The following is a 23,716-nucleotide window of genomic DNA, read 5'->3' as shown; positions in this document are numbered from 1 at the left end:
GGGGTAACAGGATGGTTGAGGCGTGAAACGGCCCGATTACATGGCATTGGCCTTCGACGAGGCCGAAGCGGCAGCGGCGCGCGGCGAAGTGCCGATCGGCGCGGTCATCGTCCAGGGCAACGAAATCGTCGCCCGGGCCGGCAACCGCACCCGCGAACTCAACGATGCCACGGCGCATGCCGAAATACTGGCGATCCGCGAAGCCTCCGAGCAGCTCGGCCAGGAGCGCCTCACCGGGCTCGACCTCTACGTGACGCTCGAACCCTGCACCATGTGCGCCGCCGCGATCTCGTTTGCCCGCCTGCGCCGGCTCTATTTCGGCGCCGCCGACGACAAGGGCGGCGCTGTGGTCAGCGGCGTCCGCTTCTACGCCTCCCCCACCTGCCATCATGCGCCCGATGTCTATGCCGGCATTGGCGAAACACGCGCCGCCGAGATGCTCAAGAGCTTCTTCAAGGACCGGCGCGAGGACTAGGTCTTCCAGAAAACGAAAACGCCCTGAACCAGTCAGGGCGCCCGGTCAGTCTGCAAATGTGGCCTGGATCAGAACGGCCACCAGCTGGTGCTCTTCTTGGAGAGCTTCTTCTTGCGGCGTTCCTTCTTGATCTCGTCTTCGCCGAGCTCGTCCTGCGCTGCGGTCGCGGCGGCCTGACGATAGGCCAGCGGCGGTTCGCTCAGATACTTGCGGCTCGTGGTGCTGCCCTGCTTGTTCTCGCGCAGGCGGCGCTCGATCTCGATCTTGCGCTGGGCCGGCGTCCACTTGCTCATGTCGGGGCCGTTCAGCGACGCCATGTCGTTGACGACCTGAGGCTCGAAGTTCGGATTGTCGCGATTCTTGGTGGCGTCGTCGCGGATACGGGCGCGGCGCGCCTCGGGCGATTCGGGCCAGTCGGCGCTTGCCGTGGTGACGATGTTGTCCTGCGGCGCCGGCAGCGCTGCCACCTGGCCGGTCTTTGGCTTCACCAGATCGGGACGCGGCTTGTATTCGATGCTGTTGGTCTTCGGCTTCAACGACATGATGTTGGTCAGGTCGGACGCGAGCTGGGTCGTCGCCGACTTGTCGGTGCCGTAGGTGGGGGCGCTCATGCAGCCCGTGAGCGCCAGGCCGGAAACGGCGAGCGACGCAAGCAAAGCTCCGCGCGCGCTGATGCGGTCCGTCATGCCAGTAATTTTCACTCGAACGCCTCTCGCTAGATGCCGGCCTTGAGCCGGGTCCCGGTCCGTATGCTCATCCGACGGAATTCCGGCGACAATTTGTCTGCCGGAGTTTCGCGCTTTTACCTTAATGGGCCGTCAAGGGCAACGACCGGCCACAGATGTCTACCGGTCGTTGCATTTCAGCATCTGTTAGAACCGGCCAAGTGCCTGCAGTTCGTGCAGTGCGGCGGCATCGCGAGCCGACACGTCGGCAAAGGCCGCGTCCGAACCAACGTCACCGGTGTAGCGCCACGAGCGCGCGCACTTGACCAGTCCGCGGTCTTCCGCCTTCTCGACGACGACGGCGACGCCGGGAACTTCGCGAAGGACGAAGGAATCGGCAGGAGCAGCGCCATGCGAGATGACGAGATCGCTGGTGATGCTGATCTCGGCCAGGTCGATGCCCGACAGGGCCTCCTCCAGCACTGCATCGTTCATGTAGACGACCGGAACCGCCTCCAGTGACGAGCCGATGGTCTTCTTCGCCCGCTCCAGCTCCAGCGCGCCGGTGACCACGCTGCGCACCTGGCGGACCTTGCGCCACTTTTCGGCCAGCGCTTCATCGCGCCAGGCAGCCGGCACCTCGGGGAACTGCTCGAGATGAACCGAGACAGCCTCGGGGTTGCGTTCGAGCCATGCCTCTTCGGTGGTGAAGGGCAGCATTGGCGCCAACCACTTGACCAGGCAGTTGAACAGCTCGCGCACGACATGGACGGCCGCCTTGCGGCGGGTGCTCGACGGCGCATCGCAGTAGAGCACGTCCTTGCGGATGTCGAAGTAGAAGGCCGACAGCTCGACGACCATGAAATCGATCAGCCCGCGGGTGATGCGCTTGAACTCGAACTCGTCATAGCCCTTCCGCACCAAAGCATCGAGCTCCGACAGCCGGTGCAGCATCAGCCGCTCCAGCTCCGGCATCTCGGCCAGCGCCACTTCCTCGCCATCGTCATGGGCGAGCGTGCCCAGCATCCAGCGGATGGTGTTCCGCAACTTACGGTAGGCGTCGATGTTGGTCTGCAGCACGTTCTTGCCGAGGCGCTGGTCTTCCCAATAGTCAGTCGTCATCACCCACAGACGCAGGATGTCGGCGCCCGACTGCTTCATGACGTCCTGTGGCACGACGGTGTTGCCGAGCGACTTCGACATCTTGCGGCCTTCCTCGTCCATGGTGAAACCATGGGTGACGACCGTGTTGTAGGGCGCGCGGCCGCGCGTGCCGCAGCTTTCGAGCAGCGACGAGTGGAACCAGCCGCGATGCTGGTCCGAGCCTTCGAGATAGACATCGGCCGGCCATTTCAGGTCGGGGCGATCCTCCAGCGTGAAGACATGGGTCGAGCCCGAATCGAACCAGACGTCGAGGATGTCCATCACCTGCGTCCACGCCTCGTTGGCGCGCGCCCCCAGGAAACGCTCGCGCGCACCCTCGGCGAACCAGGCGTCGGCACCCTCAGCTTCGAAGGCCTCGACGATGCGGGCGTTGACAGACTCGTCCTTCAGCACATTGCCGTCGGCGTCCGCAAAGATGGCGATCGGCACGCCCCAGGCACGCTGGCGCGACAGCACCCAGTCGGGGCGCTCCGCGATCATGGCGCGCAGGCGGGTCTGGCCAGCGGCCGGCACGAAACGGGTTTCCTCAATCGCGCTCAGCGCGCGGCTGCGCAGCGTCGTGCCATCGCCGAGCTGCTTGTCCATATAGACAAACCACTGCGGCGTGTTGCGGAAGATGACCGGCTTCTTCGAGCGCCAGCTGTGCGGGTAGCTGTGCTTGAGTCTACCGCGCGCAAACAGTGCGCTGGCCTTGATCAGCTCTTCGATGACAGCCTTGTTGGCATCGCCCTTCTTGCCGTTGTCGTCGATGACGCGCGCCGCCCCACCCTCGCGGTCGGGACCGAAGCCCGGCGCGTCCTTGGTCAGGAAACCGGCGTCGTCGACGGTAAAAGGGATCGCCGGGTCGATGCCGCGTTCGCGGAGGTGCTTCGCCGCATCCATCCAGGCGTCAAAGTCCTCGCGGCCGTGGCCCGGTGCCGTGTGCACGAAACCGGTGCCGGCGTCGTCGGTGACATGGTCGCCGGCGAGCATCGGCACGGCGAACTCATAGCCGCCGCCCAAGCCCTTGAGTGGATGCGAAAGCACAAGCTTTCCAAGCTCTTCACCCGAAACGCTGCGGATCTGATTCAACGTCACCTTCGCCTTTGCCGCAGCTTCTTCGGCCAATGCCGAGGCAAAGATCAGCTTCTCACCCGGCTGCGGGCCGAAATCGTTTTCGGCTGCCGTGACCTCATAGAGACCATAGCCGATGCGCGGCGAATAGCTGACGGCGCGGTTGCCGGGGATGGTCCAGGGCGTGGTCGTCCAGATGACGACAGAAGCGCCGGCCAGGGCATCCGAACCGGAAGCCACCGGGAATTTCACCCAGATCGTGTCGCTCTCATAATCCTGGTACTCGACCTCAGCCTCGGCAAGTGCTGTGCGCTCGACCACCGACCACATCACTGGCTTGGAGCCACGATAGAGCTGGCCCGACATGGCGAACTTCAACAACTCGCCGGCGATGCGAGCCTCGGCGTGGAAGTTCATGGTCGTGTACGGGTTTTTGAAATCACCGACGACGCCGAGACGCTGAAACTCCTCGGCCTGGACCCCGATCCAGCCGGCGGCGAATTCACGGCATTCCTTGCGGAACTCGTTGATCTCGACCTCGTCCTTGTTCTTGCCGGCAGCGCGGTACTTCTCCTCGATCTTCCATTCGATCGGCAGGCCGTGGCAGTCCCAGCCTGGCACGTAGTTGGAGTCATAGCCGCGCATCTGGAACGAGCGGGTGATGACGTCCTTGAGGATCTTGTTCAGCGCGTGGCCGATATGGATGTTGCCGTTGGCGTAGGGCGGTCCGTCGTGCAGCACGTATTTCTCGCGGCCGGTGGCACTTTCGCGCAGGCGCTTGTAGAGGTCCATCTTCTGCCAGCGCGCAACCGTCACCGGCTCCTTCTCGGGCAGGCCGGCGCGCATCGGAAATTCCGTCTGCGGCAGATAAAGGGTCTTGGAATAGTCGATCTTTTCGAACGTATCGGTCATTTGTCTTGCCATCTTGCCCGGCAAAGCTGCCACGGGCGTTCAACTGTCATGATCTGGAAAAGGCGCTGGTGAGCGCGCAGGCAAAAAGTCCCGGACTTGCGGACAGCCTCAGGCCACCCGGAAGGCCGGGCCCGTAATTCGTATCGCAGTCGCGAAGACGGGCGCGAAAAATCTCATGGCCGCGCTTTTAGCGGAGCCGGAGCGCGGAATAAAGCGCCTAATTCGCTTGCTATCAAAGCTTGAAGTCGAAGCGGTAGCTGGTCGACACGCCGATCGTCAGTTGGTCGCGCGAACCGCGCTCCCTGACGATCGTCGAATCCGCCGCCGATCCCATCAAGCGCGAATACTCGCCAAACAGGCTCGCGGTGACGTTGTCGGTCGCCTTCCAGGTGATCGCGCCGCCGACGCCGGCCGCGCGCATGCCGCCGCTTGGATCATACTGGCTGATGCCGGAGGCCGCCGCTTCCTGGGCGCTGACGCCGTAATAGGTGTCGAAATAGTCGTCGGAAGCGAATGAGACGCGCGGGCCGCCTGAAACCCTGATCTCGGGCGTGACGTCGTGGAAGGCATCGACAGCGATATCGGCAACGATGCCGCTATGGGCGCGAATGCCGTGGCGAACCTCGGCGCGGGCGCGCATCCAGTCGGTCGGATAGAATTCGAAGAAGCCGCCGATTTCGCCGCCCCAGCGCACGTCGTGCAGGCCTTGCAGCTCGTGTTCGGCGTCGCGGCCGAAAATAATCTTGCCGTTCAGGCCGGCGCGGACGCCGCCATCGTCGATCAGCGCCAGCGAGATGTTGTCGTTGCGCGAGGAAAAGCGCACGTCATTGCCGGCCTTGCCGAGCGAGATGATCGGCTGGGCGCTGAACAGGTATTTCTTGGAACCCTCGAAGCGGGGCGCGACCATGCCGGTGGCGCCGAGCGTCAGATACCAGTCGCCGGAGAGAAAGCCGAAAGCGCCTTCGCCTGCCATCGCCGGTCCACTGACCAACGCAAGAGCGGAAACCGCTGCGGAAATACGACCGAAAGACCTCATCACAACCCCGCGTACGCTACGAACCCAATCGCCAGGACCATTCGGTTTGACGCAAACAACGTAAAATTTGAATTAAATTCGATCGTTCGCACTGACGTTTATTTCCCTCTCCGGTTGCCCGCCACTGGACCGACTCGCCTGCCAAGACTAGCCTCCATGTCATGCGCAGTGCCACCGTTATTGAGACTTGTTCAAATCAAGGAGACGGGTTCGATGGCAATTTCCGATCAACTGCCGCAAGGCGACATCGCCGCGCTGCGCTCCAAATGGAGCTGGTTCGTGCTGCTCGGCGTGGCGCTCACCGTTCTGGGAATCGTTGCTGCCGGCAATCTGATGGTCGCGACCGTCGCTTCGGTCTATTTCGTGGGCTGGTTGATGATCCTGGCCGGCGTCTTCGAAATCATCCACGCCTTTGGCGTGAAGAACTGGGGCGGCTTCCTGCTCTGGCTGCTCGGCGGCGTGCTCTACATCGTTGCCGGCTTCCTGGCCTTCAGCAACCCGCTCTTGGCGTCGGCCATCCTAACATTGTTCCTGGCCGCCAGCCTCGTCGCCTCGGGCCTGATGCGCATCTGGATGGGCATCAAGGGAAGAGGCCTGCTCTCGAGCTGGGGTTGGATCGTCGCCGCCGGCGTGGTGACGTTGCTCGCCGGCATCGTCATCGCCATCGGCTGGCCGGTGAACAGCCTGATCGTGCTGGGCGCCTTCCTGGCGATCGACCTGATCTTCCAGGGCATCAGCTACATCGCCTTCGGCTTAGGCGTGAAGAGCGCCAACGGATAGAGCTTTGTTTTTGCACAATTCCGGACGGAAAACCGCGTCACACTTTTCCTGGAATTGCGCTAAAAGGCCATCGTCTGATCGAGTTCGGAGAGAGCGCGAACGCCTTGGAGCAGCGCCCTCGCCTCGGCCTCGTCCTGCTTCATCTGGACGACGAGCGCGTCGAGGCCCTCGAACTTCACCTCGCCCCTGAGGTAGCCGAACAGCGACACTGAAGCGACCTCGCCATAGAGGTCGCCGGAAAAGTCGAAGACGAAGGTTTCGAGCAAAGGCGCGAGATTGTCACCCACTGTCGGGCGCCGGCCGAAGCTTGCGACGCCGTCATGCAACGAGCCGTCGGCGCGGCGGAAGCGGACGGCATAGATGCCTTCCTTCAAGCCGGCCTCCGGCGACAACCGCATGTTGGCGGTCGGGAACCCAAGGGTTCGGCCAAGCTGCGCGCCGCCGACGACCTCTGCCTCGACGGTGTAGCGATAGCCGAGCAGACCCGCCGCTTCCGCCGCCTCGCCCTGTGACAGCGATTCGCGGATGCGGCTCGACGAGATGATCTCGGCGCCCTCGTCGCGGAAGGCGTCGACAAGGGTTACGCCGAAGCCATGACGCTCGCCGGCTTCCATCAGGAAGGCGGGTCCGCCCTGGCGGTTCTTGCCGAAGTGGAAATCGAACCCGGTGACGACGTGGCTGATGCCTAGCCGGTGTTCCAGGATGGAGGTCACAAAATCCTCGGCCGACAGGCTGGCGAATTCGCGCGTGAACGGCGTCTCGACGACGCCGGCAAAGCCGAGCGCCTCGACCAGCCGCGCCTTGACCGGTGGCGGCGTCAGCACGAACAGCGGAACGTCGGGCCTGAACACCTTTCGCGGATGCGGCTCGAAGGTCAGCACGAGTGCGGCCACACCGCGCCGGCGCGCCTCTTCGAGCGCGCGCTCGAGCACCGCCTGGTGGCCGCGATGGATGCCGTCGAAATTGCCGATGGCAACGACGCTGCCGCGCAGCGATGGCGGCACCGGCTCTTCCCCCGAAATGCGAAGAAAGCTCTGTTTCATCTTGGCGCTTACCGCAGCCTTGGAATGGTCGCCACCGGCGAATAGCCATGCTTGTCGAGGAACGCCGCCAGCATTTCGGGGTCGGGTGCGTGCGCCTCGCCATAGTCGCGAGCATGGATGCCGCCCGAGACGTAGAGCACGTCGATGCCGTTGTCGGCCGCGCCCTTGACGTCGGTGAACATGCCGTCGCCGATCGCCAGCGCGTCGGCCAGCTTGACTTCGCGACCGAGCACCTCGCCCGCCGCAGCCAAGGCCGCCTCATAGATCGGCCTATGCGGCTTGCCCGACACCAGCGTGCGGCCGCCAAGCTGGCCGTAGTCACGGGCCAGGGCGCCGGCGCACCAGATCAGCTCGTGGCCGCGCTCGACGACGATGTCGGGGTTGGCGCAGATGAACGGCAGGTTGCGCGCACGCAGGCGGCGCAACACCTCGGCATAATCGTCGGGTGTTTCGGTCTCGTCGTCGAAAAGCCCGGTGCAGACTACGACAGAGGCCTCGAACTCCTCGACAAGATCGACATCGAGGCCGTCGTAGATCGGAAAATCGCGATCGGGACCAATGTGGAAGACGCGGCGCGGACCCGAACGGATCAGTTCGCGTGTCACGTCGCCCGAGGTCACGACCTTGTCCCAGGCGGTTTCAGGCACGCCAAGGTTCGCCAACTGCGCAATGACACCGGCACGCGGACGCGGCGCATTGGTGATCAGCACGACAGCGACGCCCTTCTCGCGTGCGGCCTTGAGCGCGGCCGCGGCTTCGGGGAAGGCATCGACACCGTTGTGGATGACACCCCAGACGTCGCAGAGCAAAGCCGAATAGCAGCCGGTAAGCGCTTCGAGCGACGCGATTGATTGCGGCAAGCCTGCCATTGTCTGTCCTTCGATCGATCCCAACGGGAGACTTTGGCTGAACGGCCAAGCAGCCCGGAATTATCCGAACCTGCTCGCCCTGTCACCAGCTTTGATCTGATGGCAGCTATGCCAACGGCCGCGACGCCGTCGTCGCTGGCGCGGGCCGGTGCCGGCTTGGTAAATGCTTGCCTAATCCGAAGCTGCGATTTCACAACAGATTAGGACCCGCAAATTTAACGGTTGTGTGCGACTTTGGCTCGTTGAGCTCGGGGACACCCTTCCATGATCCGCAATTTCTTGCGCGACAGGCGCGGCAGCTATGCAATCCTCACCGTCGCGGCAATGGTCCCCATCATGGGAGGCTTGGCGCTCGCCATCGACTATTCGGAGATGTCGCGCCAGCGCGAGATCACACGCAACGCACTCGATGCCGCCGGCATAGCCACAGCCAGGCGCCTCATCGAAGGCGCCACCGACGACCAGCTCAAGGCCTATGCGGACGACTTCTTCAAGGCCAATCTCGGGCCGGTGAATCCGGCGAACACGATCCTCACGGTTACGTTGCCCAACAACAATTCGGGCGGCGGCACGCTGAAACTGGAAGCAAATCTCAAATACGATCCATACTTCGTTCCAGCTGCGGCCGCGCTGCTCGGCAAGGGCAGCAGCTCGAACCAGATGGATTTTTCCGTAACGTCCGAGATACGCCTCAAGAACACACTCGAAGTGGCGCTCGTGCTCGATAATTCGGGATCGATGAGCGAATACGGTTCAGGCACCGGTCAGAAACGCATCGATCTTTTGAAGTCCGCGTCAAAGCAGCTCGTCGACACACTTGCGGCACAGGCCGCGCAGATGAAGCAAATCGACAAGCCAGTACAGTTCGGACTCGTGCCATTTTCGGCTTCAGTCAACGTCGGCCCGAAAAATGACGACGAGCCATGGATGGACTTGAACGGCCTATCGCCGGTTCACCACGAAAACTTCGACTGGTCCCAAATGACCGCAGCAAATGCGCCGTCGATCGGCAACAGATATGCCGAGCTATCCGGTGGCATCTGGCGGAAACGCGGCGCCGGCTGGGGTGACACCAAAGACCTGCCTCTAACACGTTTCAGCCTCTATCAAGACATGACTGTCCAGTCCGACCGCGAACGCGTCGAAGGCAGCAGGCACTACGTCTGCTACAAGAAGAAGCCGAACAGCGACAAGTGCGACTCCGGTGCCTATGAGTACGACTACACTTATACTTACAGCCAGTTCTCCAGCTGGCAAGGATGCGTTGAGGCGAGACCCTCACCTTACAACGACAACGACGCTCCGGCTGTGACAACTAATCCCGCGACATTGTTCGTGCCAATGTTCGCGCCAGACGAGGCCAGGCATCTTTGGCGGCTCGACATCGACGGCGATGGCGACATTGATGACAGCAGCAGCGACTTGAACTCGGCCAGCTTCGGCTATTCGAACAGCTGGTGGGCCGACTGGGACAATTCCACCGCAGGCAACCGCCAGCGGGACATGCGCAAGTATTTCCGTATTAAGCCTTATGGCTCTGCGAGTCCGGGAACGGGCGACGGCCCCAGTGCTGGCTGCTCGACCAACCCCATTACTCCGCTCATCGATGTCAGCAAGCTCGAAGGCAAGAATGAAATCAAGGCTGCCATCGACGCGATGGCCCCCACTGGCAATACCAATGTTCCTGAGGGCACCGCATGGGGCTGGCGCGTGGTTTCCAGTGTCGCGCCCTTTACCAATGGCCGTGCAGACGGCGAAAGGGGCAACGACAAGGTCGTCATTGTCCTGACCGACGGCGCCAACACCTATGGCGACCTTGGCAGCACCGATGATGCGGGCAACAAGTCGACCTACGCAGCCTATGGCTACGCAGGCAAAGGCTACGATGGAGGCAGCACCAGCCGCATCTTCATGGGCACTAGCTCCGCTGTCGGCAAATCCACCTACACTAGCGACAACTATCAGGCGGCGATGGACGAACATATGCAGACAGTGTGCACCAACGCCAAAGGCCCCACCGCCCGCAAGGTAACTGGCGAAGGCAATGACAACGTCATCGTCATGACGGTGTCGCTCGATTTGAGCGAAACCTATTCAGACGAGAAGAAGGCTATCGCAGCCCTCAAGAACTGCGCATCCTATTCGCGCAGTACAGTCGGCAAGAAGCTCTACTGGAATGCCACCGGCGCCAATCTGATGCAGGTGTTCAAGGAAATCGCCGACGAGCTGTCGAACCTGCGCATCGTCGGCTGACGATAGGCACTCGGCAAGAAATGAAAAAGGCGCCACCCTGGCGGACGGCGCCTTTTCCTTGTCAGTCCATATGTGCCGGTCAGTCCATGTGCGCCGCCGGAGCACCGCCTGTCACCTGCACCTTCGGCTTGCGCAGCAAAAGCGCCAGGGGAATGGCACAGAGCGACACGATCATCATCAGCTTGAAGTCGTCGATGTAGGAAATCATCAGCGACTGGATGTTGACCAGGCCATCGACCTGCGACAGCGCCGTCGGGTTGCCGGCGACCGCCCCCGGCGACAGAGCCATCAGGTTCGGGTTGAACGGCGTAACATTGGCCGACAACTCGGCATGATTGATCTGGACATTGCGTGTCAAAAGCACCGTGACGATCGAGATGCCGATCGACGAGCCGATGTTGCGGACCAGGCTGAACAGGCTCGCGGCATCCGTACGGTATTGCGGCGCCAGCGTCGCGAACGCCACCGTCGACAGCGGCACGAAGACGAGGCCGAGCCCCAGCCCCTGCACGACGCCGGTCGAGACGATCAGGAACGCATCCATCTGCGGCGTGAAGCCGGTCATGTAATAGAGCGACAGCGCGGTCAGCAGCAGCCCGGCGACGACCAGATAGCGGTTGTCGACCATCCGCACCAGGCGCCCGACCAGCAGCATCGAGATCATCGTGCCGACACCGCGCGGCGCCATGACCAGGCCGGTGGTGATGGTCGGGTAGCCATAGATGCGCGCCAGCATCGGCGGCAGCAGCGCAAGGCTGGCCAGCAGGATCACGCCGATGACGAAGATGAACACCAGCCCGGTGACGAAGTTGCGGTCGGTGAAGATCTTGGGGTCGAGGAAGGTGTTCTGCGACATCGCCATATGGACGGCGAAAACCCAGAAGCCGGTGATCGCGAGCCCGAGCTCGATCCAGATCTCGACGGCCGAGAACCAGTCGACCTCGCCGCCGCGGTCGAGCATCAGCTGCAGCGCGCCGACGCCAAGCGACAGCATGGCAAAGCCGAAGAAGTCGAAGCCGCGCAGGCGCTTGGCGATAGCAGGCAGATAGGCGGCCGAGCCGAGGAAGGCGACGATGCCGACCGGCAGGTTGATGAAGAACACCCAGCGCCAGTTGAAGCTCTCGGTCAGCCAGCCACCAAGCGTCGGGCCGATGATCGGGCCGACCATGATGCCGGCGCCCCACAAGGCCATGGCCTGGCCGTGGCGCTCCTTGGGATTGATGTCGAGCAGGAAGGTCTGGCTCAGCGGCACGATGGCCGCGCCGAACACGCCCTGGAGGACGCGGAACAACACCATCGTCTCCAGGCTCCAGGCAACGCCGCAGAGCATCGACATGATGGTGAAGCCGACGACCGAGACAAGGAACAGCTCCTTGCGGCCGAAACGGTCCGACATCCAGCCGGTCAGCGGCGTCATGATGGCGGCGGCGACGATGTAGGAGGTCAGAACCCAGTTGATGGTGTCCTGGGACGCCCCGAGATCGCCGACCATCGAGGGCAGCGCGACATTGGCGATGGTGGTGTCGAGCACCTGCATCACGGTTGCCAGCATGATGGCAATTGTGATCAGGCCGCGATGCGGCACCTCGGTGAGGGATTTTGCAGCTGACTGGCTCATTCGACCAACCCTTGGGACCCGATGGTCGTCAAGCGGCGACCAGAAGCCGGAGTGCCGGCCGCATCAGCGCGGCCGGATCCACTTCGAAAATTCACATATGCACAGACGGGGACGGCGCTTACTCCGCCGCCCCGGGGACGGCGGCTATTCCGCCGCCACCGCGTGACCGAAGATGCTGCCGAAGCCGCGCGACACGCCGGTGTCGATCGACACCGTGGCGCTCATGCCGGTGCGCATGGCGAGGCCTGCCTCGGCTGTATCGACCTTGACCCTGACCGGAATGCGCTGGGTGACCTTGACCCAGTTGCCGGTAGCGTTCTGGGCCGGCAGCAGCGAGAACTCGGCGCCGGTGCCCGCGCCGATCGCCTCGACCGTGCCGCGGAAGGTGCGGTCCGGATAGGTGTCGAGCACGATCTCGGCTTCCTGGCCTGGCTTCATGTGGGTCAGCTGCGTTTCCTTGAAATTGGCCTCGATCCAGGTGTCGCCCGTCTCGACCAGGCTGAACAGCGCGGTGCCGGTGCCGACGAACTGGCCGACCTTGAAGGACGCGGCTTGCGAGACCACGCCGTCGGCGGGCGCGCGGACAGTCGTCTGGGCCAGGTTGAAGGCTGCCTTGTCACGTGCGGCGAGCGCCGACAGAACCGTCGGGTGCTTGTCCGTCTCGATATCGGGATTGCCGCCAAGCGCCGCCTTGGCACTGGCGATACCCTGCACCGCAGCACTGTGCTGCTCCTGCGCCTTGTCGAGATCCATGCGGGCCTCGTCGAGCGACGACTTGGTGTTGACGCCCTTGGTGACCAGGCCGTTGCTGCGGTCGAACTGCGCCTGGGCATAGTCTAGGCCGCTGGCCGCGACACGCTCCTGGGCGACTGCCTGGCTGTAGGCGGCGCGAAGCTGCTCGACATTGAGGCGGGCTGCAGCAAGGGCTGCGTCCGACTGCGCCAATGCAATCTTGTAGGGCTCGGGATCGACCTCGAACAGCACGTCGCCTGTCTTCACCGTCGTGTTGTCGGCGACGTCGACCTTGACGATGCGGCCCGCGGCTTCCGAGGCGATGTTGACCTTGGCCTGGCGCAGATTGGCGTTTTCGGTTTCCTGGTAGCGGCCGCCGGTCACCCAGAAATAACCGCCGCCGACCACCAGAGCCAAGGGCAATGCCGCCATCAACAGAAGACGGCCACGCTTCTTCGGCGCAGGTGCAGGTGCAGCCAATACCGGCTGGAGCTGGGTCGCTGCCGCGCCATCGAGTTCGACCTTTGCGCTGTTCTCGTTCACTTTCGCCACCGCGTTCATTTCTTCGTCTCTCTCAAACAATTCGCATCCGTGGGTTCGCCAGCGGAAAGGTTGTCGACAATGGTGCGCAGGCCATGGACCGTGGCGAGGCGCTCTTCATCGGAAAGTCCTGCCAACGCCTTCTCGTACACTTCACCGGCCACCGCCTTGACCTTGGAGAAAGCCTCCAGCGCCTTGTCGGTCGGAAAGATCATGCGCACACGTCTATCGGCGGCGCCCTGGCGGCGCTCGATCCAGCCGCCCTCCTCCATCCGGTCCAGCAGTCGCGACACGCTGATCGGCTCGATTTCGAGAAGCTCGGCAAGGCGCGCCTGCGCCACGCCCTCTTCCTTGACCAGCCGGACCAGCAGACGCCATTGCGCCGCTGACAGCCCGAATTCGCTGCCGCGCTGCTCGAAATTGCGCCGCACCAGCCTTGCCGCGTCGTGGATCAGGAAGCCCAGTCTGTCGATGCCTTCGTTTTTCATGAGCGGCATATATTATAAGCATGCTTATCATTCAAGCGACGTTTTTGCATTGCACACCCGCATTCACGTCATCGTGTGCCTGCGCGGCGATTAGGTGACTGTTAATCATGCGCGCTCATCGTCTAGGAGATCGCGACGAAAAACAGGATCGATCGCATGCCGGACCGGTCGCCCAACCGGCGCCATATCCTCAAGCTTGTTGTTGGCCTTGGCGCGCTGGCGCCGCTGCCGCTGTGGGCCAATCCGATGCCGACGGTGGAAGACGTCGCCTTCGACCCTGACATTCCCGTGCTCGGCAATCCCGACGGCGACGTCACCATCGTCGAATTCACCGACTACCAGTGCCCCTACTGCAAGCTGAGCTTCCTCCAGCTGTCGGAAGTGATGAAGGAAGACGCCGGCATTCGCCTCGTGCTGCGCGACTGGCCGATCTTCGGCGAAATCTCGCGCAATGCCGCCCTGCTGACCCTGGCCTCGCACAGCCAGGGCCGTTATGCCGATGCCGTGCACACGCTGATGGCGACGCGCGACCGGCTGACATTCCGCAGCACCGCCAACCTGCTTGGCGAGGCCGGCATCGATGTCGATCGCGCCCGTGGCGACCTCGATGCCAGGCAGGACGTGCTGGTCGGCGTGCTTGCACGCAATGCGGCACAGGCCACCGCCTTCCAGCTCCAGGGCACGCCCGGCTTCCTGATCGGCAAGGCGCTCTACAAGCGCGGCATGACATCAGACGACTTCCGCAAGGCCATCGCCCAGGCGCGCGCCTAGGCCCCCCAGAAAACTCGCTGTCGCGAAGCTGCCATTCCCTTGACACTAGAAGGGTGTCGGACTATCTCAGCGGCACGTTAGCACTCGCCTGAAGTGAGTGCTAACCAAGTCCGGCCAGACCGGACCGAGGGTTCTCAACAGTTCACCGAGGAAGTTCAAATGGCAAAGTCGAAGTTCCGCCCGCTTCATGACCGCGTGGTCGTTCGCCGGGTCGAATCCGAATCCAAGACCGCCGGCGGGATCATCATCCCCGATACGGCCAAGGAAAAGCCGCAGGAAGGCGAAATCGTCGCCGTCGGCTCTGGCGCTCGCGATGAAGCCGGCAAGCTCGTCCCGCTGGACGTCAAGGCTGGTGACCGCGTGCTGTTCGGCAAGTGGTCGGGCACCGAAGTGAAGCTCAATGGCGAAGACCTTCTGATCATGAAGGAATCCGACATCATGGGCATCATCGGCTAATCGCCACCCATCCGCACCATCCAATCTGAAATTCGGGCCGTAAAGGCCCATCGAGGAGCTTAAAATGGCTGCTAAAGACGTAAAGTTCTCCCGTGACGCCCGCGAGCGCATGCTGCGCGGTGTCAACATCCTCGCCGACGCAGTGAAGGTGACGCTTGGCCCGAAGGGTCGCAACGTCGTCATCGACAAGTCGTTCGGCGCCCCGCGCATCACCAAGGACGGCGTCACCGTCGCCAAGGAAATCGAGCTTGAAGACAAGTTCGAGAACATGGGCGCGCAGATGGTCCGCGAAGTTGCTTCGAAGACCAACGACATCGCCGGCGACGGCACCACGACCGCGACCGTTCTGGCCCAGGCCATCGTTCAGGAAGGCCACAAGGCCGTTGCCGCCGGCATGAACCCGATGGACCTGAAGCGCGGCATCGACCTCGCTGTTGCTGAAGTCGTCACCCACCTCGTCAAGAGCTCGAAGAAGATCAAGACTTCGGAAGAAGTCGCTCAGGTCGGCACCATCTCGGCAAACGGCGAGAAGGAAATCGGCTCGATGATCGCGGAAGCGATGCAGAAGGTCGGCAACGAAGGCGTCATCACGGTTGAAGAAGCCAAGACCGCCGAGACCGAGCTGGAAGTCGTCGAAGGCATGCAGTTCGACCGCGGCTACCTCTCGCCCTACTTCGTCACCAACCCCGACAAGATGGTTGCTGACCTCGAAGACGCCTACATCCTGCTCCACGAGAAGAAGCTGTCGAACCTCCAGGCCATGCTGCCGGTCCTCGAGGCCGTCGTGCAGACCTCGAAGCCGCTGCTCATCATCTCGGAAGACGTCGAAGGCGAGGCTCTGGCCACGCTCGTCGTCAACAAGCTGCGTGGCGGCCTGAAGATCGCTGCCGTCAAGGCTCCGGGCTTCGGCGACCGCCGCAAGGCCATGCTGGAAGACATCGCCATCCTGACCGGTGGCCAGGTCATCTCCGAAGACCTCGGCATCAAGCTCGAGAACGTCGGCCTCAACATGCTCGGCCGCGCCAAGAAGGTGTCGATCTCCAAGGAGAACACCACCATCGTCGACGGCGCCGGCAAGAAGGCCGAGATCCAGGGCCGCGTCGCCCAGATCAAGCAGCAGATCGAAGAGACCACGTCGGACTACGACAAGGAGAAGCTGCAGGAACGTCTCGCCAAGCTGGCAGGCGGTGTTGCCGTCATCCGCGTCGGCGGTGCGACCGAGATCGAGGTCAAGGAGCGCAAGGACCGCGTCGATGACGCGCTGAACGCAACCCGCGCCGCTGTCGAAGAAGGCATCGTTCCTGGCGGTGGCGTTGCCCTGCTGCGTTCGTCGCTCGCCATCAAGGCTGTCGGCGAGAACTCCGACCAGGCCGCTGGCATCAACATCGTCCGTCGCGCTCTGCAGGCTCCGGCCCGCCAGATCGCTGCGAACGCTGGTGCGGAAGCTTCGATCGTTGCCGGCAAGATCCTCGAGAACAAGACGGCTACCTTCGGCTACAACGCGCAGACCGGCGAATACGGCGACATGATCGCTTTCGGTATCGTCGATCCGGTCAAGGTCGTTCGTACGGCTCTGCAGGACGCGGCCTCGGTTGCCGGCCTGCTCGTCACCACCGAAGCCATGATCGCTGAAGCTCCGAAGAAGGACTCGGCTGGCGGCGGCATGCCTGGCGGCATGGGCGGCGGCGGCATGGGCGGTATGGGCGGCATGGATTTCTAATCCAGCCATCTGGCTCAAGCTTACGGAAAGGGCGCCCTCGGGCGCCCTTTTTCGTTGAACAATCACCCGCTCCAGGCATCGGCCTGAGTCGAGCGGGTTCTCCTAGCCGGCGCGCAGGATTGAAACGCCGCTGCCGGCAAGGGCGGCGATACGCTCGTCCGCAACGTTGCCTTCGACAATCAGCGTTGCAATGTCTCCGGGCCCACCGATGCGGAATGACGACACCGCACCAAGCTTGTCGTTCGTCGCAAGCACCGCCGTCTCGGCGGAGCAGGCCATCAGTTGCCGCTTGATCGCCGCCTCCTCCATGTCGCCCGTGGTCAGCCCTTCGGTCGGATGAACACCCGTGACGCCAAGGAAAAACAGATCGGCGCGAATGCGCGAAATGGCTTCGGCCGCCAGCGCGCCAACCGCCACCATCGAGTGACGGAAGAGCTTTCCGCCGATGATAACGGCGTCAACGTTCGGCCTGTCCTCTAGCGCCACTGCAATGGTCGGACTGTGGGTGATCGCGGTGAAACGAGCCGCAACAGGCAGATGCCGGATGATCTCCAGATTGGAGGTGCCGCCGTCAAACACGACAGTCATGCCGTCGTGGATCAAATCAGCACCCGCCTTGCCGAGCGCCGACTTGGCGTCCGTTGAGATGGTGCGGCGTTCGGCAATCGGAACCACTGTCGGCGACACCGGCATCGCCCCGCCATGCACGCGTAGCAGCAAACCTTCCGCCGCGAGTTCCCTGAGGTCGCGCCGGATCGTGTCTTCCGACAAATCCAGTTGGTGGCTGAGCCGCTTGGCAACGACCTGCCCATCCCTGGCCAGGAGATCGAGGATCAAACGCTTGCGTTGGCTGGTGAGCACTTTGCGGGTCCATCAATTCCGTGATGCCACACGATATTGCACGATGATGCATGAGGCTATAATAATTTCGTGCAGATTCGCGCAATATCTGGAGATATCATGAACAACCCTAGGAAACCGCTGCTCATCCTGATCGCCGGCCCTTACCGCTCCGGCACTGGCGACGACCCGATCAAGATGGCAGAAAACCTGAACCGCCTCGAAAGCGTCGCCGTTCCGCTGTTTCGCGCCGGCCATCTGCCTGTGATCGGCGAATGGGTGGCACTTCCGCTCGGGCGGCAAGTCGGCTCGAAGGGTGCTGGCGACCCGCTCTATGACGAGTTCGCCTACCCGGTCGCCGACCGCCTGCTGCGCCATTGCAACGCCGTCCTGCGGCTGCCCGGGGCGTCGAAAGGCGCCGATGAGGACGTGCGTCTGGCCAAGGAGCGCGGCCTCGCGGTCTATTACGACCTCTCCGAAGTGCCCGGCATAACCTGATGCACCGGAGCCGGATTGACAGCGTGCATCCACGGGCCTAGTGAGCGCCCAGGGCATGAAGGGCCCGCCGCCCGCAGCGCAAGCACGGTAAAGCCTTCGCCATGTCAGTCGAAACCGACGCATCAGACCAATGGCAATGCGGGCCCCATTTGATCTCCGTTTGATGCGATATCGGAGACGACGAGATGACTTCCCTCGACCCTAAGGGCGCGAATGCCTTTCTGCACGCACCCCTGCCCGGCCTTTTCCTCAGGACGGCGGCGCCCATCATCCTGATCATGGCCACCAACGGCCTGCTCGCCATCGTCGATGCCTATTTCCTCGGCGCCTATGTCGGGCCCGACGCGCTGGCCGCAGTCACCCTGATGTTCCCGGCCTTCATGCTGCTCGTTGCCTTGTCGACGCTGGTGGCAAGCGGCATGGCGAGCCAGCTTGCCCGCCTGCTCGGCGCCGGCGACCTCGACAAGGCGCGGGCGACATTCCTCGATGCGCACGGCCTTGCCCTGCTCGTCTGCGCGCTGGCCATCGCTGCGTTCCTGCTCGGCGGCAAGGAGCTGGCCTTGCGGCTCGCCAACGGATCCCGGCCGCTTGCCGACATGGGCTACAGCTACATCTCCATCCTGATCTGGGGTGCGCCGCTGATGTTTGCGCTGTCGCTCAATGGCGACGGGCTGCGCAGCGAAGGCCGCCTCGGCATCGTCGCGGCAGCCAATCTGCTGACGTCGGTTGCCAATGCCGGCTTGAACTACCTGCTCATTGTCGGCTTCGACTACGGTGTGTCAGGTTCGGCGGTGGGCACCGTGCTGGCCCAGATGATGGCGGTCGCCTTCATCGTCGTCTACAGGCTGCGCGCCGGTACCGTGCTGCAATACGCGCTGGTTCCGTCCATGCGCTGGACCGCCGCCTGGCGGCAATTGCTGTCGCTTGGGGCACCGCAGAGCCTGAGCTTCATCGGCATCTCGCTGCTCGCCACATCAGTCATCACGGCAGCGCAATTTTGGGAAGGCGAGGCCTATGCGGCAACTGTTGCCGCCTACGGCATCATCACCCGCATCATGACCTTTGCCTTCCTGCCGATGCTCGGGCTGAACATGGCGATGCAGACCATCGTCGGTAACAATTTCGGCGCCGGCCTGTGGCAGCGGTCGGATGCCGGCCTCAAGCTCGGCCTTGTGCTGGCGCTGGGCTATTGCGCGTTGTTCGAGGCCGCGATGCTGCTGAGCCATGGCAGCCTTGGCGCGATCTTCGTCGACGATGCGGCGACACAAGGCGAAGTCGCCCGTATCCTGCCGATGACGGTGTCGCTCTACATCCTGGCCGGACCTGTCATGATGCTGTCGGGTTACTTCCAGGCCATCGGCGATGCGCGTCGTGCCCTGCTGCTCAGCGTCGCGCGCACCTATCTGTTCGCCATCCCGCTGACCGTCGGCCTGCCCTACATGCTGGGCGAACGCGGCATCTGGCTGGCCTCGCCCATGGCCGAACTGCTGATGGTGCTGGTGGTCTCGGCGCTGCTGTTGCACGCGAGGGTCAGGACCGGCTTCGCCTGGGGTCTGTTCCGGGCCAAACCTGCCATGGCCTGAGACGACGTCAAAAAAAACTTCGAATTTTTTTCGAAACCGGTGGAACCTTTCTGCCGCCCGCGCATTGAGGTGATGTCGTCGGTACCGGAAGAAGCAATTCAGACGGAACATCGAACGACGAACAGGACGCCTCCAGCACTCTCAAAGGTGCGGGAGGCGTTCTCTTTTGTGCCTTCGGCGGACCATCTTCATGCGCGTTTCGCGGCTCAGTTTGCGCCACCTGATACAACCTGCAGCTGGTCGAGCACGCCGGCGTGGCGGCGGATGTCGGCAACGGCCTCCTGGAAGCTGTCATTGCCCCGAAGCGCCTCGCGTCCTGCCGCAATCGTCAGGTCGACCTGTTCGGTCGGCAATTTCAGCCGCGTCGGCACGCGGTTCAGCTTCGCCTGGGCCGCAGCATCGAGATCCTGGAATGATAGATGCTCGAGCACGAGCCGCACGTCGCGGCAATTCCAGCCGGCCAGCGACCCGCGATAACGCCTGACCGTTTCAGCCGACAGGCTGCAGCGATAGCGGATCAGTTCGCCGCGCCACTCCCCCACGGCAAATTTGAGCGCATCGAGCTGATCACGAACCGCGGCTGAGAAGGTCGTGTTGGTCACCGCCTCAAGCAGGTCGCCCAGCCCAGGACCGCGTATGGTCTCGCCCCAGTCGACATCATCTTCACGACCGGCATCGGCAACGATGAACAACAAGGTCCGCAACTTGACGGCCGCGGCTGGCGACAGCGGACCGTAGGGCGTGCCGGCCGACGAGCGCTCGATGGTGAAACCGGTGATGCCGAGATTGTCAGTCAGCCCGCCATCGAGCAACTTCACATAGTCGAGCCGGTCCGCATGCTGATAGGTCTTCAAGGCGCCGGCATAGGCCTTGAGCCGCACCGAGGCATCAGGATCGGCAAGCGCGCGGCTCAGCCACGCAGGCTGGGTGTAGCCGCATGTCGGCATGGTTGCCGACAGGACGACCGGCGCAAAGACGACGGGAACCGCAGCTGATGCTGCAACGGCATCGGACAGCCTGACCTTGTCGAGATCACTGCATAGCGCGGCGAAGGTGTCATAGGTGAACAGGAATGGCGTGCGGTTGTAGATGTCAGAGGCGTTTATCCAGACGATCGGGGCATCCGGTCGCCTGAAACTCGCATAGGTCGCGCCATTAAAGAGATTGTCCTCGAGCCATTTGGCCAGGCCGTTGCGGTCGTTGACGCCGCCATTGAGCGCGCGCGCCAGGTTGACCGGCGATAGCGTCGACGTCCTGAGATACGCTTCGGCGTCCTTGATCAGGAACCGCTCGCGGAAATCGCGGTAGTCGTCCCGTCCCTTGTAGCCAAAATAGGACGCTGCGACCGCCCCGCCCGAAGCGCCAGAGATCATGCGGATATCGTCGACGAGGCTGCGCGTCACCGGATACTCGTCGATGATGGTGTCGTCGAGTTCGCGCAACACGCCAAAGGCGAAAGCCGCCGCCCGCGTGCCGCCACCGGAAAAACTCAACCCCACCACGGTCGAGCCGTCATCGCCGATATCGGGGATGAATTCTGGCGAGGCCTGGCCGACATGTGCGGTGAGGGTGTTGATCGGGCCGACGTCGCTGGCGACGCAGCCGGCTGCCGACAACCCTGCCATCACAGCCAACGCCGCGCGAATTGCCAATCGCATCCCATCCCCCGATGCCGACAAGATCCGGCTGAGCCTAGCGACATTGAAACATCGCAGCAACCTGGGCGCCGGAACCGTAACGCATCCAAAACGTTGACCAGCGCCACCACCCACAGGAGATGCGAAATGGTGAACAAGGATCAGGTCAAGGGCGTTGCCAAGCAGGTTGCCGGCTCCGTCAAGGAAGCGGCCGGCAAGGCCACCGGCAACAAGACGACCCAGGCCAAGGGCACGGCCGAGAAGATCGCCGGCAAGGTGCAGAAGGCCTATGGCGACACCAAGGAAAAGATCAAGAAGGCGCTTTGACCCCCTGATCTCGTAACCAGCAAGGCGGCTTCGGCCGCCTTTTTTCATGTCCCGTTTCCTGTCCCAGGCGCCGATCCTCAAGCGACATCCCAGTTGAACCGATTAGGATTCCGGCGCGCCCCAATCTCCGCTTGAAGCCGTGTGTGCAACGCGATAGGCCGATGCCCGCAACGAGATTTTTCGGAGACCTGATCGTGACAGCCCAGAAGACCAGAACCGAGACAGACACCTTCGGACCGATCGAGGTCGCTTCCGACCGCTATTGGGGTGCGCAGGCGCAGCGCTCGCTGGGCAATTTCAAGATCGGCTGGGAAAAGCAGCCGCTTTCGGTCGTGCGTGCGCTCGGCATCGTCAAGCGCGCCGCCGCCGAAGCCAACATGGCGCTCGGCCGCCTCGACCCCAAGATCGGCAACACAGTGGTCGCTGCTGCCCAGGAAGTGATCGACGGCAAGCTCAACGACCACTTCCCGCTGGTGGTCTGGCAGACCGGCTCGGGCACGCAGTCGAACATGAACGCCAATGAAGTGATCTCCAACCGCGCCATCGAGATGCTGGGCGGCGAGATGGGCTCGAAGAAGCCGGTCCACCCCAACGACCACGTCAATATGAGCCAGTCGTCGAACGACACCTATCCGACGGCCATGCACATCGCCTGCGCCGAGCGCATCGTCCACGACCTGCTGCCGGCGCTGAAGCACCTGCATGCCGCCCTCGACAAGAAGGCGCGCGAATTCGACCACATCATCAAGATCGGCCGCACCCACACCCAGGACGCGACGCCGTTGACGCTGGGCCAGGAATTCGGAGGCTACGCCGCGCAGGTCGCCTCGTCGATCAAGCGCATCGAGCTGACCCTGCCCGGCCTGCAGGAACTGGCCCAGGGCGGCACCGCCGTCGGCACCGGCCTCAACGCGCCGGTCGGCTTTGCCGAAAAGGTCGCCGAGAGCATTGCCGCCATCACCGGCATCGCCTTCGTCACCGCGCCGAACAAGTTCGAGGCACTTGCCGCCCACGATTCGATGGTCTTCTCGCACGGCGCCATCAACGCGGCCGCCGCTGCCCTGTTCAAGATCGCTAACGACATCCGCTTCCTCGGCTCGGGCCCGCGTTCAGGCCTCGGCGAGCTGTCGCTGCCCGAGAACGAGCCGGGCTCGTCGATCATGCCGGGCAAGGTCAATCCGACCCAGTGCGAAGCGCTGACCCAGGTCTGCGTCCAGGTGTTCGGCAACAACGCAGCGCTGACCTTCGCCGGCAGCCAGGGTCATTTCGAGCTCAACGTCTACAACCCCGTCATGGCCTACAACTTCCTGCAGTCGGTGCAGCTGATGGCCGACGCTGCGATCTCCTTCACCGACAATTGCGTCGTCGGCATCGAGGCGCGCGAAGACAACATCAAGGCAGCGCTCGACCGCTCGCTGATGCTGGTGACGGCGCTGGCGCCGACCATCGGCTACGACAACGCCGCCAAGATCGCCAAGACCGCGCACAAGAACGGCACCACGCTGCGCGACGAAGCGCTGGCGACCGGGCTGGTCAGCGCCGAGGATTACGATCGCATTGTCCGTCCCGAGGACATGACCCGTCCGGGCTGACCGCCTTTCAGGCTGATCCCATCGTCACGGCGCGGCACTCACCTGCCGCGCCGTCTGCTTTTGCGGCGCACCGCGTCGCCGGGCGCATGGTTTCGAGCAAATCGCTTCTTCTGTGAACGATCTGTCGACATATTCGCACCTTTAGTGAACAGTCGAAATCCACTAGGTGTTGGGCATCAAATTTCAACGGAGCCCCACGCCCATGTCCAACGCTTCCATTGCCACCGCAAAGTCCGGCCTCAGCACCAACGCCTCGGCCCTTACCCTCGCCGGCCGCGTGCTTTTGTCGGCCATCTTCATTCTCGCCGGCTTTGCCAAGCTGACCGCCATTTCCGGCACCGCCGGCTGGTTTGCCAGCATCGGCCTGCCGCTGCCGACCGTAACGACCGTCGTCGTCGGCCTGGTTGAACTGGTTGGCGGCATCGCCATCCTGGTCGGTTTCCAGACCCGCATCGCCGCGATCGTGCTCGGCCTCTTCACCCTGGCGGCCACCGCCATCGCCCACACCGACTTCGCCGATCCGAACCAGATCATGTTCCTGCAGAAGAACCTCGCGATCGCTGGCGGCCTGTTCGTGCTCGCCGCCTTCGGTGCCGGCGCCCTGTCGATCGACGGCCGCCGCCGCTAAACTACAGAAATTCCTCCCAAGAAATGGCCCGGGCTC

The 23,716-nt window shown here is 63.1% G+C and carries 21 protein-coding genes; 11 read left to right on the top strand and 10 right to left on the bottom strand.

All coding sequences use genetic code 11. The annotated features are described in order from the left end of the window. The first annotated feature begins 22 nt into the window (after window positions 1–22). On the top strand, window positions 23–475 hold the full coding sequence (locus ACSQ3E_RS08905; RefSeq protein WP_436122391.1) for a nucleoside deaminase: 453 nt from the start codon (window positions 23–25) through the stop codon (window positions 473–475). A 68-nt stretch (window positions 476–543) separates the two neighbouring features. Here the strand turns inward: ACSQ3E_RS08905 and ACSQ3E_RS08900 are convergent, their stop codons facing one another. From ACSQ3E_RS08900 to ACSQ3E_RS08890, 3 genes are all read right to left on the bottom strand, one after another. Continuing rightward, complete coding sequence (locus ACSQ3E_RS08900; RefSeq protein ID WP_310324930.1) at window positions 544–1,161, bottom strand: hypothetical protein; 618 nt, start codon at window positions 1,159–1,161, stop codon at window positions 544–546. A gap of 186 nt (window positions 1,162–1,347) precedes the next feature. Next, window positions 1,348–4,269: an isoleucine--tRNA ligase gene (gene ileS, locus ACSQ3E_RS08895; protein WP_436122390.1), complete on the bottom strand. Its 2,922-nt coding sequence runs from the start codon at window positions 4,267–4,269 to the stop codon at window positions 1,348–1,350. Window positions 4,270–4,501: 232 nt separating this feature from the next. Beyond that, a complete protein-coding gene (locus ACSQ3E_RS08890; RefSeq protein ID WP_436122389.1) occupies window positions 4,502–5,305 on the bottom strand; it encodes a MipA/OmpV family protein in 804 nt (267 codons plus the stop codon). Between the two features lie 213 nt (window positions 5,306–5,518). Between ACSQ3E_RS08890 and ACSQ3E_RS08885 the strand changes: the two genes are divergently transcribed. Then, window positions 5,519–6,085, top strand: a complete 567-nt coding sequence (locus ACSQ3E_RS08885; protein WP_436122388.1) for an HdeD family acid-resistance protein — start codon at window positions 5,519–5,521, stop codon at window positions 6,083–6,085. 59 nt (window positions 6,086–6,144) lie between these two features. On the opposite strand, the gene ACSQ3E_RS08880 is transcribed toward ACSQ3E_RS08885, so the two are convergent. Continuing rightward, entirely contained in the window at window positions 6,145–7,128 is a 984-nt protein-coding gene (locus ACSQ3E_RS08880; protein WP_436122387.1) for a bifunctional riboflavin kinase/FAD synthetase, read from the bottom strand. Window positions 7,129–7,136: 8 nt separating this feature from the next. After that, complete coding sequence (locus ACSQ3E_RS08875) at window positions 7,137–7,997, bottom strand: TIGR01459 family HAD-type hydrolase (protein WP_436122386.1); 861 nt, start codon at window positions 7,995–7,997, stop codon at window positions 7,137–7,139. A 264-nt stretch (window positions 7,998–8,261) separates the two neighbouring features. On the opposite strand from ACSQ3E_RS08875, the gene ACSQ3E_RS08870 reads away from it, so the two are divergent. Then, complete coding sequence (locus tag ACSQ3E_RS08870) at window positions 8,262–10,250, top strand: pilus assembly protein TadG-related protein (protein ID WP_436122385.1); 1,989 nt, start codon at window positions 8,262–8,264, stop codon at window positions 10,248–10,250. Between the two features lie 79 nt (window positions 10,251–10,329). Here the strand turns inward: ACSQ3E_RS08870 and ACSQ3E_RS08865 are convergent, their stop codons facing one another. The 3 genes from ACSQ3E_RS08865 to ACSQ3E_RS08855 all read right to left on the bottom strand — a co-directional run bounded on the left by ACSQ3E_RS08865 (window position 10,330) and on the right by ACSQ3E_RS08855 (window position 13,628). Next, window positions 10,330–11,868: a DHA2 family efflux MFS transporter permease subunit gene (locus ACSQ3E_RS08865; RefSeq protein WP_436122384.1), complete on the bottom strand. Its 1,539-nt coding sequence runs from the start codon at window positions 11,866–11,868 to the stop codon at window positions 10,330–10,332. Between the two features lie 144 nt (window positions 11,869–12,012). Next, a complete protein-coding gene (locus tag ACSQ3E_RS08860) occupies window positions 12,013–13,161 on the bottom strand; it encodes an HlyD family secretion protein (RefSeq protein ID WP_436122383.1) in 1,149 nt (382 codons plus the stop codon). After that, window positions 13,158–13,628 (bottom strand): MarR family winged helix-turn-helix transcriptional regulator, encoded by a 471-nt coding sequence (locus ACSQ3E_RS08855; protein ID WP_310324907.1) that lies wholly within the window; start codon window positions 13,626–13,628, stop codon window positions 13,158–13,160. Before ACSQ3E_RS08855 ends, ACSQ3E_RS08860 begins: the two co-directional genes overlap by 4 nt. A 156-nt stretch (window positions 13,629–13,784) precedes the next feature. Between ACSQ3E_RS08855 and ACSQ3E_RS08850 the strand changes: the two genes are divergently transcribed. The 3 genes from ACSQ3E_RS08850 (at window position 13,785) to groL (ending at window position 16,575) form a co-directional block, all read left to right on the top strand. Beyond that, window positions 13,785–14,399, top strand: a complete 615-nt coding sequence (locus tag ACSQ3E_RS08850; protein ID WP_436122382.1) for a DsbA family protein — start codon at window positions 13,785–13,787, stop codon at window positions 14,397–14,399. 159 nt (window positions 14,400–14,558) lie between these two features. Further along, window positions 14,559–14,855 carry a co-chaperone GroES gene (gene groES / locus ACSQ3E_RS08845; protein WP_018427182.1) on the top strand — a complete coding sequence of 99 codons (297 nt, stop codon included), beginning with the start codon at window positions 14,559–14,561 and terminating at the stop codon, window positions 14,853–14,855. Window positions 14,856–14,919: 64 nt separating this feature from the next. Beyond that, window positions 14,920–16,575 (top strand): chaperonin GroEL, encoded by a 1,656-nt coding sequence (gene groL / locus ACSQ3E_RS08840; RefSeq protein WP_310324894.1) that lies wholly within the window; start codon window positions 14,920–14,922, stop codon window positions 16,573–16,575. A 102-nt stretch (window positions 16,576–16,677) separates the two neighbouring features. Here groL and ACSQ3E_RS08835 read toward each other — a convergent pair whose 3' ends face one another. Further along, the gene (locus ACSQ3E_RS08835; RefSeq protein ID WP_436122381.1) at window positions 16,678–17,436 is read right to left on the bottom strand and encodes a DeoR/GlpR family DNA-binding transcription regulator; all 759 of its coding nucleotides are present in this window, start codon (window positions 17,434–17,436) and stop codon (window positions 16,678–16,680) included. A 120-nt stretch (window positions 17,437–17,556) separates the two neighbouring features. Here ACSQ3E_RS08835 and ACSQ3E_RS08830 point away from each other — a divergent pair, with 120 nt between their 5' ends. Beyond that, the gene (locus ACSQ3E_RS08830) at window positions 17,557–17,913 is read left to right on the top strand and encodes a DUF4406 domain-containing protein (RefSeq protein WP_436122504.1); all 357 of its coding nucleotides are present in this window, start codon (window positions 17,557–17,559) and stop codon (window positions 17,911–17,913) included. Between the two features lie 185 nt (window positions 17,914–18,098). Next, window positions 18,099–19,496, top strand: a complete 1,398-nt coding sequence (locus tag ACSQ3E_RS08825; RefSeq protein WP_436122380.1) for an MATE family efflux transporter — start codon at window positions 18,099–18,101, stop codon at window positions 19,494–19,496. Window positions 19,497–19,702: 206 nt separating this feature from the next. Here the strand turns inward: ACSQ3E_RS08825 and ACSQ3E_RS08820 are convergent, their stop codons facing one another. Next, the gene (locus ACSQ3E_RS08820) at window positions 19,703–21,154 is read right to left on the bottom strand and encodes a patatin-like phospholipase family protein (protein WP_436122379.1); all 1,452 of its coding nucleotides are present in this window, start codon (window positions 21,152–21,154) and stop codon (window positions 19,703–19,705) included. Window positions 21,155–21,280: 126 nt separating this feature from the next. Here ACSQ3E_RS08820 and ACSQ3E_RS08815 point away from each other — a divergent pair, with 126 nt between their 5' ends. The 3 genes from ACSQ3E_RS08815 to ACSQ3E_RS08805 all read left to right on the top strand — a co-directional run bounded on the left by ACSQ3E_RS08815 (window position 21,281) and on the right by ACSQ3E_RS08805 (window position 23,680). Beyond that, window positions 21,281–21,460 (top strand): CsbD family protein, encoded by a 180-nt coding sequence (locus ACSQ3E_RS08815; protein ID WP_067963408.1) that lies wholly within the window; start codon window positions 21,281–21,283, stop codon window positions 21,458–21,460. A gap of 194 nt (window positions 21,461–21,654) precedes the next feature. Next, window positions 21,655–23,052: a class II fumarate hydratase gene (gene fumC, locus ACSQ3E_RS08810; RefSeq protein ID WP_310324879.1), complete on the top strand. Its 1,398-nt coding sequence runs from the start codon at window positions 21,655–21,657 to the stop codon at window positions 23,050–23,052. Window positions 23,053–23,254: 202 nt separating this feature from the next. Beyond that, window positions 23,255–23,680, top strand: a complete 426-nt coding sequence (locus ACSQ3E_RS08805) for a DoxX family protein (protein WP_436122378.1) — start codon at window positions 23,255–23,257, stop codon at window positions 23,678–23,680. The last annotated feature ends 36 nt before the right edge of the window (window positions 23,681–23,716 follow it).

The sequence above is a fragment of the Aminobacter sp. LjRoot7 genome, from assembly GCF_964252895.1.
In the GTDB taxonomy this organism is placed as follows: domain Bacteria; phylum Pseudomonadota; class Alphaproteobacteria; order Rhizobiales; family Rhizobiaceae; genus Aminobacter; species Aminobacter aminovorans_B.
The sequence above is the reverse complement of the archived record's forward strand: the minus strand, read 5'-3'. Positions and strand labels throughout refer to the sequence as shown.

What these genes read in the sequence shown, in the direction of transcription:
- ACSQ3E_RS08875 (WP_436122386.1), bottom strand. Translation starts at nt 7,997, where the DNA reads ATGGCAGGCTTGCCGCAATCAATCGCGTCGCTCGAAGCGCTTACCGGC.
- ACSQ3E_RS08850 (WP_436122382.1), top strand. Translation starts at nt 13,785, where the DNA reads ATGCCGGACCGGTCGCCCAACCGGCGCCATATCCTCAAGCTTGTTGTT.
- groL (WP_310324894.1), top strand. Translation starts at nt 14,920, where the DNA reads ATGGCTGCTAAAGACGTAAAGTTCTCCCGTGACGCCCGCGAGCGCATG.
- ACSQ3E_RS08860 (WP_436122383.1), bottom strand. Translation starts at nt 13,161, where the DNA reads ATGAACGCGGTGGCGAAAGTGAACGAGAACAGCGCAAAGGTCGAACTC.
- groES (WP_018427182.1), top strand. Translation starts at nt 14,559, where the DNA reads ATGGCAAAGTCGAAGTTCCGCCCGCTTCATGACCGCGTGGTCGTTCGC.
- ACSQ3E_RS08900 (WP_310324930.1), bottom strand. Translation starts at nt 1,161, where the DNA reads ATGACGGACCGCATCAGCGCGCGCGGAGCTTTGCTTGCGTCGCTCGCC.
- ACSQ3E_RS08880 (WP_436122387.1), bottom strand. Translation starts at nt 7,128, where the DNA reads ATGAAACAGAGCTTTCTTCGCATTTCGGGGGAAGAGCCGGTGCCGCCA.
- ACSQ3E_RS08870 (WP_436122385.1), top strand. Translation starts at nt 8,262, where the DNA reads ATGATCCGCAATTTCTTGCGCGACAGGCGCGGCAGCTATGCAATCCTC.
- ACSQ3E_RS08815 (WP_067963408.1), top strand. Translation starts at nt 21,281, where the DNA reads ATGGTGAACAAGGATCAGGTCAAGGGCGTTGCCAAGCAGGTTGCCGGC.
- ACSQ3E_RS08820 (WP_436122379.1), bottom strand. Translation starts at nt 21,154, where the DNA reads ATGCGATTGGCAATTCGCGCGGCGTTGGCTGTGATGGCAGGGTTGTCG.
- ACSQ3E_RS08825 (WP_436122380.1), top strand. Translation starts at nt 18,099, where the DNA reads ATGACTTCCCTCGACCCTAAGGGCGCGAATGCCTTTCTGCACGCACCC.
- ACSQ3E_RS08805 (WP_436122378.1), top strand. Translation starts at nt 23,255, where the DNA reads ATGTCCAACGCTTCCATTGCCACCGCAAAGTCCGGCCTCAGCACCAAC.
- ACSQ3E_RS08885 (WP_436122388.1), top strand. Translation starts at nt 5,519, where the DNA reads ATGGCAATTTCCGATCAACTGCCGCAAGGCGACATCGCCGCGCTGCGC.
- ileS (WP_436122390.1), bottom strand. Translation starts at nt 4,269, where the DNA reads ATGACCGATACGTTCGAAAAGATCGACTATTCCAAGACCCTTTATCTG.
- ACSQ3E_RS08865 (WP_436122384.1), bottom strand. Translation starts at nt 11,868, where the DNA reads ATGAGCCAGTCAGCTGCAAAATCCCTCACCGAGGTGCCGCATCGCGGC.
- ACSQ3E_RS08890 (WP_436122389.1), bottom strand. Translation starts at nt 5,305, where the DNA reads ATGAGGTCTTTCGGTCGTATTTCCGCAGCGGTTTCCGCTCTTGCGTTG.
- ACSQ3E_RS08855 (WP_310324907.1), bottom strand. Translation starts at nt 13,628, where the DNA reads ATGAAAAACGAAGGCATCGACAGACTGGGCTTCCTGATCCACGACGCG.